The organism is Bacillus sp. A015, from assembly GCF_053851875.1.
Genome location: NZ_JBSPZB010000029.1, coordinates 14,494 through 27,465, shown reverse-complemented (window position 1 = coordinate 27,465; position 12,972 = coordinate 14,494). Strand labels below are relative to the sequence as shown.

At 41.5% G+C, this 12,972-nt stretch carries 13 protein-coding genes and 1 pseudogene; 6 read left to right on the top strand and 8 right to left on the bottom strand.

The window, feature by feature from the left end; all coding sequences use genetic code 11:
- The 4 genes and pseudogenes from ACSLGF_RS17740 to mreBH form a co-directional block, all read right to left on the bottom strand.
- A pseudogene (locus ACSLGF_RS17740) lies at nt 1-557 on the bottom strand (IS1182-like element ISBpu1 family transposase); the annotation flags it as partial.
- Between the two features lie 99 nt (nt 558-656).
- On the bottom strand, nt 657-1,889 hold the full coding sequence (locus tag ACSLGF_RS17735) for an aminopeptidase (protein ID WP_456007560.1): 1,233 nt from the start codon (nt 1,887-1,889) through the stop codon (nt 657-659).
- A gap of 107 nt (nt 1,890-1,996) precedes the next feature.
- Complete coding sequence (locus ACSLGF_RS17730) at nt 1,997-2,128, bottom strand: protein YkpC (protein ID WP_003210922.1); 132 nt, start codon at nt 2,126-2,128, stop codon at nt 1,997-1,999.
- A 74-nt stretch (nt 2,129-2,202) separates the two neighbouring features.
- Entirely contained in the window at nt 2,203-3,210 is a 1,008-nt protein-coding gene (gene mreBH, locus ACSLGF_RS17725) for a rod-share determining protein MreBH (RefSeq protein ID WP_099728754.1), read from the bottom strand.
- Nucleotides 3,211-3,486: 276 nt separating this feature from the next.
- Here mreBH and ACSLGF_RS17720 point away from each other — a divergent pair, with 276 nt between their 5' ends.
- The 5 genes from ACSLGF_RS17720 (at nt 3,487) to ade (ending at nt 8,762) form a co-directional block, all read left to right on the top strand.
- Nucleotides 3,487-3,765: an AbrB/MazE/SpoVT family DNA-binding domain-containing protein gene (locus tag ACSLGF_RS17720; RefSeq protein ID WP_456007558.1), complete on the top strand. Its 279-nt coding sequence runs from the start codon at nt 3,487-3,489 to the stop codon at nt 3,763-3,765.
- Between the two features lie 145 nt (nt 3,766-3,910).
- Complete coding sequence (locus ACSLGF_RS17715) at nt 3,911-5,203, top strand: ATP-binding protein (RefSeq protein ID WP_456007557.1); 1,293 nt, start codon at nt 3,911-3,913, stop codon at nt 5,201-5,203.
- A 22-nt stretch (nt 5,204-5,225) separates the two neighbouring features.
- The gene (locus tag ACSLGF_RS17710) at nt 5,226-6,062 is read left to right on the top strand and encodes a gamma-glutamylcyclotransferase (RefSeq protein ID WP_456007555.1); all 837 of its coding nucleotides are present in this window, start codon (nt 5,226-5,228) and stop codon (nt 6,060-6,062) included.
- A gap of 37 nt (nt 6,063-6,099) precedes the next feature.
- Nucleotides 6,100-6,768 carry a potassium channel family protein gene (locus tag ACSLGF_RS17705; protein WP_008345123.1) on the top strand — a complete coding sequence of 223 codons (669 nt, stop codon included), beginning with the start codon at nt 6,100-6,102 and terminating at the stop codon, nt 6,766-6,768.
- 263 nt (nt 6,769-7,031) lie between these two features.
- Nucleotides 7,032-8,762 (top strand): adenine deaminase, encoded by a 1,731-nt coding sequence (ade, locus tag ACSLGF_RS17700; protein WP_456007554.1) that lies wholly within the window; start codon nt 7,032-7,034, stop codon nt 8,760-8,762.
- Between the two features lie 104 nt (nt 8,763-8,866).
- On the opposite strand, the gene rnjA is transcribed toward ade, so the two are convergent.
- Both rnjA and ACSLGF_RS17690 read right to left on the bottom strand, forming a co-directional pair.
- Nucleotides 8,867-10,534, bottom strand: coding sequence for a ribonuclease J1 (gene rnjA, locus ACSLGF_RS17695; protein ID WP_456007553.1), 1,668 nt, complete (start codon nt 10,532-10,534; stop codon nt 8,867-8,869).
- Between the two features lie 5 nt (nt 10,535-10,539).
- Nucleotides 10,540-10,749 carry a DNA-dependent RNA polymerase subunit epsilon gene (locus ACSLGF_RS17690; protein ID WP_099725992.1) on the bottom strand — a complete coding sequence of 70 codons (210 nt, stop codon included), beginning with the start codon at nt 10,747-10,749 and terminating at the stop codon, nt 10,540-10,542.
- 394 nt (nt 10,750-11,143) lie between these two features.
- On the opposite strand from ACSLGF_RS17690, the gene ACSLGF_RS17685 reads away from it, so the two are divergent.
- Nucleotides 11,144-11,923 carry a Cof-type HAD-IIB family hydrolase gene (locus ACSLGF_RS17685; protein ID WP_456007552.1) on the top strand — a complete coding sequence of 260 codons (780 nt, stop codon included), beginning with the start codon at nt 11,144-11,146 and terminating at the stop codon, nt 11,921-11,923.
- A gap of 38 nt (nt 11,924-11,961) precedes the next feature.
- On the opposite strand, the gene def is transcribed toward ACSLGF_RS17685, so the two are convergent.
- A complete protein-coding gene (gene def, locus ACSLGF_RS17680) occupies nt 11,962-12,519 on the bottom strand; it encodes a peptide deformylase (RefSeq protein WP_456007551.1) in 558 nt (185 codons plus the stop codon).
- A gap of 112 nt (nt 12,520-12,631) precedes the next feature.
- Nucleotides 12,632-12,817 (bottom strand): YjcZ family sporulation protein, encoded by a 186-nt coding sequence (locus ACSLGF_RS17675; protein WP_456007562.1) that lies wholly within the window; start codon nt 12,815-12,817, stop codon nt 12,632-12,634.
- Nucleotides 12,818-12,972 lie beyond the last annotated feature (155 nt).

Below are 12,972 nucleotides of genomic sequence, written 5' to 3'. Positions count from 1 at the left end.
TCTTCACGATCAATATTGATCTCCTCATGAAGCTGATTTTGATAACTTCTCGTCTCTACTCGAACGATTTTCTTTTCAAGTTTTTTCTTATTAGCGTTCGCTTTTACATGAGTTGAATCAATGAAGGCAATAGAAGGGTCAACGAGTCCTTTTTTCATCGCTTCTCTTAAGATTCGATAAAAAATTTGTTCAAATAAATCTGTATCGTGGAAGCGTCTCACATAGTTTTTACCGAAGGTAGAAAAGTGCGGAATTTTCTCAGAAAACCCATACCCAATAAACCAACGATAAGCAACGTTGGTTTCGATTTCTTTAATGGTTTGACGCATAGAGCGAATGCCAAATAGATATTGAATCAAGACCATTTTAACGAGAACAACGGGATCAACACTTGGTCTACCATTGTCAGAACTATAATGATCTTTGACAAGATCATAAACGAAGTCAAAATCAATGGCTTGTTCAATTTTTCGCACAAGATGATCTTCAGGTACTAATTCATCTAAAGCCACTACTTCTAATTGATTTCTTCTTTCTTCTTCACGTTTTGATAACATGTTCATCCCCCACAGAATTGTGTTATTACCCTTATTATACAAAAAAGCTTGTAGACTTTGTCTACAAGCTGAGACATCCACACGGATGTCTTTTTTTGATTAAAAAGCCCAATTTCCATTACGGAAGATCGGTTCACGCTTCCCGTCTTTTGTGATCCCATCAATATTCATTTCTTTTGAACCAATCATGAAATCGACGTGTGTAATGCTGCTGTTGACACCAGCTGCGTCTAATTCCTCTCGTTTCATCTCTTTTCCTCCTTCGATATTAAACGCATAACCGCTGCCGATGGCAAGGTGGTTCGATGCATTTTCATCGTAAAGTGTATTGTAATAGAGGATATTCGAGTTTGAAATCGGTGAATCATCTGGTACGAGGGCAACCTCGCCTAAATAATGAGAACCTTCATCTGTTTCAACCAGTGATGTTAAGATATCTTCGCCTTCTTTAGCTTTGACATCCACAATCCGGCCATTTTCAAAGGTTAATGTGAATTCATCAATGATATTTCCGGCATAGCTGAGCGGCTTTGTACTTGAGACAGTACCGTTCACACCATCTTTTTTAGGCACGGTAAATACTTCTTCTGTCGGCATATTGGCCATGAAAGATACACCGCGCTCACTCACGCTGCCAGCACCTACCCAAATATGCTGCTCTGGGAGCTCGATCGTTAAATCTGTACCTGGTGCTGCATAGTGCAGCTTGTGGTAGTGACGCTCATTTAATACATTTACTTTTTCATTGAGTGACTCATCATGCTTTTTCCACGCATCAACAGGATCTGCTTGATCAGCACGTGCGACTTTAAAGATTTGATCCCATAATAAAGCGACAGCCTCTTCATCTGTATGGTCAGGGAAAATCTTTTTCGCCCAGTCTTTTGATGCAGCACCTACGACCGTCCAAGCGACTTTGTCAGATTGAACGTATTGACGATATGTATGAAGTGCTGAACCAGCGGCCTTTTGCTGTGCAGCGATTTTTTTCGAGTCAATGCCTCGCAGAAGGTCAGGGCTTTCTGACAAGATGGTAATAAAAGCGCCGCCGCGTTTTGCGATGGTTTCCATCATCTGTGCTTCCCATTCTGGGAATTGCTCAAAAACATCCTGTGGTGCATGTTCGTATTTTAAACGGGTGAGAACACCATCACTCCAGCGGATATGTACGTTTTTCGCCCCGCGCTCATACGCGTGTTTTGCCACAAGACGAACAAGGTCTACAGATTCCGTAAACGCAGATACGACCACTTCCTGTCCTTTTTGAACATTCACACCGACTTCAACGATGGTCTTTGCATATTGATCTAGTTGTTTTTTGAATGAATTCATAAAAAACCCTCCTTTAGTCATGTTCATCATATCAGATTTATGACCGAAAAGGAAAATGGGGATTCGCTTTGAAGCCAAAATAAAAAAGCCGCTTTCGTGCGGCTTTTTTAGCGGTTCAGTTGTTTCACAGGCTGTGCATTAGAAGGGGGCATATGTGAAAACGACAGGCTCATTCCTCCTAAAATAATACCCGTTAAAATGACTGTGACAACGACCCGTTTACCTAAATCAAGCAACATGTTCTTCCTCCTTCACGTTTATCCATTTCTCACGATATGATCGAAATGATGAAAAAAGAAGTAGAACAGGAAGATTATTTTAATGTTTTTTGCAATTTGTCGATGACTTCTAATGAACGCCCCGTTCCAATCGCTACACATTCCAGCGGATTTGCCGCAATATGAACCGGAACGACAATCTCTTGAGAGAGCCATTCTTGAATGCCATTTAAAAGAGCACCACCGCCAGTTAAAATCACGCCGCGGTCTACAATATCACCACTTAGCTCTGGAGGGCTGTCCTCTAACGTGGCACGAATCGCTTCTAAAATATGAAGAAGTGATTCTCGCAGGGCGCCTTGAATTTCATGAGAATCGAGTGTGATCGTTTTTGGGAGACCTGTGACAAGATCGCGTCCACGCACTTCTAATGACTCAGGCTCATGTTCAATGAGTCCATACCCAATTTCCATTTTCACCTGCTCGGCTGTCCGCTCTCCGATCAGTAGATTGTATTTCTTTCTGACAAACGTAATGATATCTTCATCCAGCTGATCTCCGCCAATTCGAATGGAATGACAAGAGACAACGCCGCCAAATGAAATGATCGCCACTTCGGTTGTTCCTCCGCCAATATCTACGACGACATTTGCAACAGGCTCGTCTACCGGTAGATCAGCGCCGATTGCAGCTGCGACAGGTTCTTCAATTAAATGCACATGCTTTGCCCCGCAATTTTTTACAGCGTCACTGATCGCGCGGCGCTCGACAGCTGTTGAACCAGAAGGTGTACATACAACGACGGTCGGCTTTCTAAAGGTAAATCCAATATTCTTCCCTGCTTTTTTCATAATTTGTTTGAGTAAATCTGTTGTCATATCATAATCAGCGATGACACCATCTTTCATCGGGCGTATCGCCACAATTTTCCCAGGGGTTTTTCCAATCATTTCTTTTGCTTCTGATCCGACTGCAAGTACAGTCTTTGTTTCTGTATCTACTGCCACGACGGACGGTTCATTTAAAATAATTCCCTTGTTTTTACTATAAACCAATATGTTAGCTGTTCCTAAATCAATTCCAATTTCGGCATTTTGAAACATGTTTTCACCCAATCTCTATTTTTGCTGTTTTAAACAATTTTACATTTAAAAGTTCAGAGGGCTGATGTCATTTGTGGGGGTTCGTGATGACCTTGAAATGAATCTGTAAAATTTAAGTCTCATTTTGACAAACACAATAAATTTTCCCTTTGTTTTTTCTTTTATGAAAAAAATTTTTAAGCAGGAGAAACCTTTCGTGAATCTCTTACGTCTACGATATATCAATTGGTGAATAACAGATTGATCTTGAGCTAATGAAAGAAAGAGGGAACGAAATTGAAATCTATCGGAGTCGTAAGAAAAGTAGATGAACTAGGGCGTATTGTTATGCCAATCGAATTGAGAAGAGCACTTGATATCGCAATTAAAGACAGTATGGAATTTTTTATAGATGGAGAGAAAATCGTCTTGAAAAAATATCAGCCTCAAGGTGTTTGTCTCATGACTGGTGAGATTACTTCTGAGAATCATGAATATGGAAATGGTCAAATTACATTAAGCGCTGAAGGCGCAGAACTACTGCTAAAAGAGCTGCAAGAAGCCCTTCAGCAGTAAATAAAAATAGCCTGCTCTCTTGCTTCGTGCTGAGAACAGGCTATTTTTTATGAAAAAAGTTCCTTAAAAATGCCCCATCTCCCTCAAAAAATAAGTGGAAAATGGTACAATTGACAAAGAATCTCAGGGCGGCAGGTGGAATCATTTGAACAAAACATATCAAGTGCGGATCGTGTTATCTGTTCTTGCATTTATATTAATCTTAAGCTGGGATTTCTTTTATTATCTAGGCGGATATCAAATTAATTGGCCGCTCGATCTAGTCTTTACAGTCGTTGTTTTAGCTTGTATTTGGGTCGTCTCAGGCTATGTGGACCGGTTAAATTTACTTGTGTCAGATTTAAACAAACGAGAAAAAGAAGCACACGAACTGACGGAGCGGCTGAATCGAATAACAGATAACTTGCAAGAAATCGTCTTTGAAACAAATGAAAAGGGTCAAATCATTTTTTTAAATCAAGCATGGAAACAAATGACGGGCTACGACATAGATGAATGTCTAGGCACGATGTACAATCAGTACTTTGATCAAGAAGAGCGGGTTGTCAAGCATTTGTTATCTGTGATAAAAGAGCATAAGGATGCGGGTCGAGTTGAACTGCAGCTCCTCCATAAAGAGGGAAAGAAGGTATGGGGAGACGTTCATTACAAGCTCTACTTTGATGAGCAGCACCAGTTTACTGGAGGTATTGGAACGGTTGCCGATATTACGAAACAAAAGCAGGCAAAGCTCGAGCTTGAAAAATCCAACCAGCAATTGCAAATGCAGGCGCAAAAGCTCGCCGTTGCAGGACAAATAGCCGCTGGAATTGCCCATGAAGTCAGAAATCCGCTGACATCAGTAAACGGCTTTTTACAGCTGATGAAAACACAATATCCCGAAAGAACCGATTATTTTGACATTATCTTTTCCGAAATTAAACGGATTGATTTTGTTTTAAGCGAGCTGCTTGTGTTAGCAAAGCCTCAATCGGTCAATTTTCAAGAAGTCCGGCTTCATGAGCTGTTAGAACAGGTGATTACCCTGCTAAAAACAAATGCAGTTCTTTCTAATATTGACCTCAAGCAGCCATTTAAAAAGCAGGATGCTGGGGCTATCTTAGCAGATGCCAACCAAATGAAGCAGCTGTTCATTAATTTAATCAAAAATGCCATTGAGGCGATGCCTGAAGGCGGCAGCATATACATATCAACAGAGAAAGTGATGAATGAATGGAAAATCACCATTCAAGATGAAGGGAAAGGGATGTCTGAAGAGGATATTCAGAAAATATATGACCCTTTCTTCTCAACTAAAAAAGAAGGGACAGGGCTTGGTCTGACCATCTGTGCGACGATTTTAAAAGATCATCACGGAAGAATGGAAGTATCCAGTGAGCTGGGAAAAGGCACAGCTTTTCATATTTATTTACCTGTGTGTCAAAAGAGCAGAAAGTAGCAAGGTGAGAGGACGTGATTTCATGAAGAAGAAAACTTTATTTGTATATGGGGCGCTTCTAAAACATGAAGAGCACCATGAGGCGTATATGAAAGAAAGCAGGCCATTAGCTAAATCAGCTTGGATAAATGGAAGGTTATACGATACTGGTGCAGGATACCCTGCGTGTATTCTCGCGGGAAAAAGCACAGTATATGGGGAATTGTATGAGGTGACCGCTGAAACGTTGAATAAGTTAGACGCGCTAGAGGAAGGGTATGACAAGCAGGAAATTGATGTTATGACGGATCAAGGACCAAAGGCGGCCATTGCATACACATTACCAGAGCAGATGGCATCAGGGCTGAAGGAAATTGAGAGCGGCAGCTGGAAAGAATACAGACTGTGGCAGCGTAAGCCGTCATCCTTCTATTATTTTGCCTATGGCTCCTGTATGGATGATGCAAGGTTTAAGCTAGCTAAAGTCGATCATTACTTCAAACGAATCGTCGGAGGCGGTGCACTTGACCGCTTTACAACTAGATTTACATTGGTGCGGCCTGATGGATCAAGAGCCGATATGGTAGAAGACGGCGGAGAAACAGAGGGCGTTTTGTATGAGGTGCCTTTTGATGCCATTCGTTATTTGTACAAACGAGAGGGTGTATATGAGGGCACTTATCGTCCAGCTTTTGTCGATGTCAAAATGGGGGATCAAGTATATGAGGATTGTTTAACCTTTCTCGTCCTTCAAAAGTGCGAAGAAATCGCTCCGCCAAGTCATTATCGCAGTGAAATCGAAAAAGGAGCAGACCTTTACTTAAGTGAAGCGTTCCGCAAAAAAATTCGTTCGCATATGGATTCATTAATCAAACCGTAGTAAAATGCATGGTAAGTGATATAAAAGGAGTCTGAACATGAAAAAAGAATATGCAGTCATTGGTCTTGGACGCTTTGGCGGAAGTATTTGCAAGGCGCTGAGCGAAGAAGGACTTGAAGTGATGGCCATGGATATGAATGAAGATCGAGTGAACGAATACGCTAAAATTGCGTCACATGCGGTGATTGGTGATTCGACGGATGAATCTGTTTTAAAAAACCTCGGCATTCGCAATTTTGATCATGTCATCGTCGCGATTGGAGAAAACATTCAGGCAAGTATTTTAACAACGATTATGCTGAAAGAGCTTGGCGTCAAAATGGTCACAGTGAAAGCGCAAAATGACTACCATGAAAAGGTACTCAACAAAATTGGAGCGGATCGCATAGTTCATCCGGAGCGAGACATGGGCAGGCGGATTGCGCATAAAATCATTTCCAACAACGTGCTGGATTATCTCGAGCTGTCAGATGAGTATAGCCTCATTGAAATCGTTGCAAACAGCAGACTTGCCGGGCATTCTCTTTTAGATCTTGATATTAGAGCAAGATATGGCATCAATATTGTAGCGATTAAGCGCGGGAAAGAAGTCATTGTTTCCCCGCTGGCAGATGAAATGATCCAAAAAGAAGATATCCTCATTGTTATTGGGGCAGTAGCAGATATTGGACGCTTTGAAAAACGAGAAATGCAGAACGACTATTAAACACTCCGAGGGCGGGGTGTTTTTTTATATGGTTGTGTACACGACAGACGGACTGTGAAGAGGGGGAAACAAATTGAAATAGGCCCATTTTGTTATGAATAACAGCAAAAGTGACCGCCAATATTTTTCATGCAATTATCACTATTCAGAAATAAAAATCAGTCCTTTTATATGGTTGATTTTCTCTAAATGTCATTGACTGGGCAAACAGATTCGTTTACGATAAGAAACATTATATTGTTTACTTGGAGGAGGCAGTGTCGTTGGATAAGGAGCTTTTCAGACATCAAATTGAGGTAGCTGCAAAGAGAAAAAAAGCAGCCCTAGTGATTAAACATGCGAAGGTTATGGACGTGTTTAACCAGGAATGGATAGACGCTGATGTCGCTGTTGAAAATGGAAAAATAGTAGGGATTGGAGAATACGAGGGAGAGCAGGAGCTGGATGCAGCCGGTCAAATGCTTGTACCTGGTTTTATTGATGGGCACGTTCATATCGAGTCCTCCATGGTGACCCCTGCTGAATTCTCCAAAGCTGTCGTTCCGCGCGGTGTGACAAGTGTCGTAACAGACCCGCATGAAATTGCCAATGTTTCAGGTGTAACAGGCATCCGTTTTATGCTGGAAGAAGCGAGAAAAGCTGCCTTAAATATATATTTCATGCTGCCATCCTGTGTGCCGGCTGTCAGCTTTGAACGATCAGGTGCTACGCTAAAAGCGAAAGATTTAAAGCCTCTTTATCAAGAGAAAGAGGTTCTTGGTCTTGCTGAGGTGATGGACTATGTCGGTGTAGAGCAGGCAGAAGAAGATATGCTTCAAAAACTGCTCGATGCTCAAAACGAGAATAAATTAATTGATGGCCACCTAGCAGGCTTAACGGACCGGTTAATAAACGTCTACCGGACAGCAAATGTCCAAACAGATCATGAGGTGACAACAGCTCAGGAAGCCCTTGAACGTGTAAAACGAGGCATGTATGTCATGCTGAGAGAAGGATCTGTTGCCAAAAATGTGAAAAATGTTTTACCAGCTGTCAATGAGAAAAATGCGAGACGCTTTTTCTTTTGTACCGATGATAAACATTTAGATGATCTCATGGCGCAAGGAAGTATTGATGAGCAGGTGCGTATGTCCATCAAAGAAGGATTGGATCCCTTTTTAGCGTATCAAATGGGGAGTTTACATGCAGCGGAGTGTTTTGGTCTTAGCACAAAGGGAGCGATTGCGCCAGGCTTTGACGCGGATTTTATGCTCATTTCTGACCTTCATCAAGTAGAGATCACAAGCGTATTTATTGCAGGTGAATTGGTCTCACAGCATGGAGATTACCAGCCAAGTGTTGAAAAGATCTCACCGAGTCCTGCATTATTACAATCTGTCCATGCAGTGGATGTTCAAGATAAAGATCTTACCCTGCCTATCACAGATCATCAAATGATGAATGTCATTCGCATCATTCCGAATCAGCTTGAAACGAAATTAGAACAAGTATCTCCTTCAGAAATCAATGGACAATTTACTAGTGATACAGAAAGAGATGTATTAAAAATGGTGCTTGTCGAACGTCATCAAGGTTTATCTGAGATTGGGTTAGGGATTGTCAGTGGCTTTGGCTTAAAAGAGGGAGCCATTGCAACAACTGTGGCGCATGATTCTCATAACTTAATTGCTGTTGGCACAAATGATGCCGATATGATCAAAGCCATTGAGACGTTAAAAGAAGCAGGCGGCGGATTGACCGTTGTGAGGGACGACCAGCCTCTTCATACACTTCCATTACCGATCTCTGGTTTATTATCAGATCAACCAGCACATCTAGTAAATGAAAGTCTTCATGCACTCCATGAAGCATTGAAAGAAACAGGTTTTGCCTTAGGTTTTAATCCATTTTTGACGCTATCCTTCTTGGCACTCCCAGTCATTCCTGATGTAAAAATGACGACAAAGGGATTGTTTGATGTCAGAAGCTTTCAGCATCTCCCAATTCAATCATAAAAGAATGAATGAGAAACCGCATGTATATTTGTATATATGCGGATTTTTAATGCTGGACGAAAAAAAGAGAGACACAGCCAATGGGCTTGTGTCTCTTTGTCTGATTACACTTCCATAATGATCGGTAAGATCATTGGGCGGCGTCTTGTTTTTTCATAAAGGAAAGGTGCAAGTGTGTCAGTAATTTCGTTCTTAATTTCTGACCATTGTGTTGTCTTGCGTTCCATCACTTTTTCAAGATGCTTTGAAATCAAATCCTGTGCGTCATTGATGAGGTCTCCAGATTCTCTCATGTAGACAAAGCCTCTTGAGATCAAATCAGGACCAGCAGAGATTTTGAATTCTTTCATGTCCATGCTGACGATAACAATGACAAGACCTTCTTCTGAAAGAATGCGGCGGTCTCTTAATACGATGTTTCCGATATCACCAATGCCGCTTCCGTCGATATACACGTTACCTGATGGAATTTTGCCAGCGACACTTGCTTCGTCACCTTTCAGTGCAAGAACTTCACCGTTATCCATGATAAAGCAGTTTTCCTCAGGAATTCCGCAATCATTCGCAAGTTTAATATGCGTTTTTTGCATGCGGTATTCACCGTGAATCGGCATGAAGAATTTAGGTTTAATTAAACGGAGCATCAGTTTTTGTTCTTCTTGTCCGCCGTGACCAGATGTGTGAATATTATTTAGTGAGCCATGAATAACCTCAGCGCCAGCACGATAAAGCTGGTTGATGGTACGACTTACGCTAATATTGTTACCTGGGATCGGTGAAGATGAGAAGACAACTGTGTCTCCAGGATTAATGGAAATCTGGCGGTGAGTACCGTTCGCAATACGAGAAAGAGCTGCCATCGGTTCACCCTGGCTGCCAGTACAAAGAATGGTAACTTTGTTTGCTGGAAGACGGTTGATTTCATTATGTTCAATGAACGTGTTTTTTGGACATTTAATATAGCCAAGATCTTGTCCAATATCAATTGCAGACTCCATACTGCGCCCAAATACAGCGACTTTTCGGCCGTTGGCAACAGCGGACTCAATGACTTGCTGTAGTCTGTGAATGTTTGAAGCAAACGTTGCAAAGATAATACGTCCATCTACTTTTCTAAAGATGTCATCAATGCTTTCACCTACGCGTCTTTCAGACATCGTAAATTCTGGGATTTCACTGTTTGTACTGTCAGATAGAAGACAAAGGACGCCTTCTTTACCGATCTCAGCCATTTTCGTCAAATTGGCAGGCTCGCCAACAGGGGTAAAGTCAAACTTGAAATCACCTGTATGTACGATGTTGCCAGGAGGTGTCTTCACGACAATTCCGTAAGAATCTGGAATACTGTGCGTTGTTCTAAAGAAAGACACAGCTGTTTTTCTAAATTTAATGGTATCTTCTTCTTCAAAAATGTGAAGCTTCGTCTGTCTCAAGAGACCATGCTCTTCCAATTTATTACGAAGTAGGCCGATTGCGAGTTTGCCTCCGTAAACTGGAATATTCACTTGCTTGAGAAGGTAAGGGATACCGCCGATGTGGTCTTCATGTCCGTGAGTGATGAATAGACCTTTGATTTTATCTTCGTTTTTAACTAAGTACGTATAGTCAGGGATGACGTAATCAATTCCGAGAAGCTCATCTTCAGGGAACTTAATACCAGCATCAATTAAAATGATTTCATCTTGAAATTGAACGCCATACGTGTTTTTACCGATCTCGCCTAATCCGCCGAGCGCAAAAACTGCCGCCTGATCGTTTTTAACAAATTTCATTCCTCTCATAGCTCCAATACTTTAAAATTTTCACTTTCTCGTTCATAGTCTAAAAAAGCACCGTCTACAGCCTGAATGAATTCAATATTGTAGTTATGTTTTTTCAACTTATCGCGTACGTCTCTTTCAGAAACCGCTTCAACGTATAGTGAATCTGTGTGTTCTCTTACAGGTACCTCAGTAGTACTTGCCTGAAAAAATACCTTATATATCATCCAAATCTCTCCTTAAATACCGTATGTTACACTCGCTTATTCTATTATATTAAAAAAACGCGCATAAGAAAAGGCTCTGAGAAAAAAGGACCTTCAGCAAATGTGCGGAAGATCCTTTTAAGCAATCGATTTTTTACGAAGCATGTCCTTCCATTGTCTTCGAATTTTCTTACGCAGACGACGAAGCATCGCGGATCGCCTCCTTTTGGGATGATGTCATTTAGGGCAGCAAGTCCGTTTTCTCTTTATACTTGTATTATATGATGTTTCCATTGAATGTTACATGGTTATATGTGGGAAATGGGTATTTTAAAAGGAATTGGTTTCGAAAGCGGAAATCTTTCTGTATGATGAAGGGGAGAGTGTGTACATAACGAGAGACAGGAGACGAGATATGAATAAAAAAGTCATCTTCTTTGATATCGACGGTACTTTATATGATCATGATAAAAAAATACCTGAATCAACGAAGCGAGCTGTTCGTTTATTAAAAGAAAAAGGACATCATCTATTCATTGCATCTGGCCGTTCGCCTTTTTTGATTCAACCTATCTTACAAGAATTAGCACTTGACTCCTTTATTGCTTATAACGGTCAGTATGTCATGTATGAGGGAGAAGTCATTTACGGCAATCCGCTCAAACAGGAGCTGATGGAGCAAATTTATGAGACAGCGGATCGTCATGATCACCCGCTTGTTTTCATGGGAGAAGAAACGATGAAGGCTTCTGTGCCGAACCATCCGTTTATCCATGAAGGAATTGGAACGTTAAAAACAGAGCACCCCGAGCATGATTTGTCTTTCTTTAAAGAAAACGACATTTATCAAATGCTGCTATTTTGTAAGGCAGAAGAGGAAGTCCAATATGAGGCGTTCCGCGAAGAAATTGATCTTGTCAGATGGCACGAGCTGTCAACAGATGTCCTGCCAAAAGGCGGATCAAAAGCCGAAGGAATTAAACGAGTCATCGAAAGACTGCCCTACGATCAAAAGGATACAGTTGCCTTTGGAGACGGTCTGAACGATAGAGAAATGATTTCATTTGTTGGAACAGGTGTTGCCATGGGAAATGCTGTGAGTGAATTAAAAACATTGGCTGATTTTGTGACAAAACCAGTAGATGAGGACGGCATATTCCATGCAGTGACCCATTTAGGCCTCATTGAAGAATAAAAAAGAAGACCCTTAGGTTGCTGGGTCTTCTTTTTATTTTATGCTCTGCCGATCGAAACAGAGTTGTCTGGCTCGGCGAATGGTTGATCCTTTTGAATATAATCATAAAACATGATGCCATTCAGGTGGTCAATTTCATGTTGAAAGACGATAGCAGGGAACCCTTTTAAGCGGATATCGATGTCCTCCCCTTCAAGCGTTGTTGCCTTGACCCTGATTTTTTCATAACGCGGGACGAATCCAGGGATGGCTTCATCAACAGATAAGCAGCCTTCTCCAGTAGCCAAATAAGCTCTTTTGACTGAATGACTGACAATACGAGGATTGAACAGGGCATAGCTGTATTGATGCCCGTCCTCATCCTCACAGTGAACAGCGATCATACGTTTACTAATATTGATTTGCGGAGCTGCTAGTCCGACGCCGGGTCTCAGTCCATATTTTTCAGCAATGTCTTCATCCTGACTATTTTTAACGAATTCGATCATGTCAGCTAATTGTTGTTTTTCTTCTTCTGTTGGCGGGAGTTCGACCGCTTCAGCTGTTTGCCTCAAGACGGGATGCCCGTCCCTTACGATATCATCCATGGTAATCACAAAACTTCACTCCTATTTCCTTTGTATGTAAAGTATATAAAATGATACACAACATATGCAATGAAATAAAGAAGACCGGCCCTATGAGACCGGTCAGAGGCTTAGACAGCCATTAGCAGCAGCCGCCGCCACCGCCGCCTAAGAATGCTGCGCCTACAATGATCAATAGGATGAAAAGGACGACGATTAAAGCGAATGTACGTCCACCACCGTATCCGTATCCACCACCATAACTTGGATAACAGCAGCCACCACCACCGTATCCATATCCGCCGTATCCACCATATCCACCATACATACTTCCATGACTATAATTAGACATATTTTTGACCTCCTTTGGAAATACACTCGGCCTCTCAGAAGTGAAGGCGAAGCGTGTAATATAAACTATGTATGAATGCACTATTTGTATAGTCATGAGCCTATAGCTTGAAAAAAATCTTTTTCACCTAA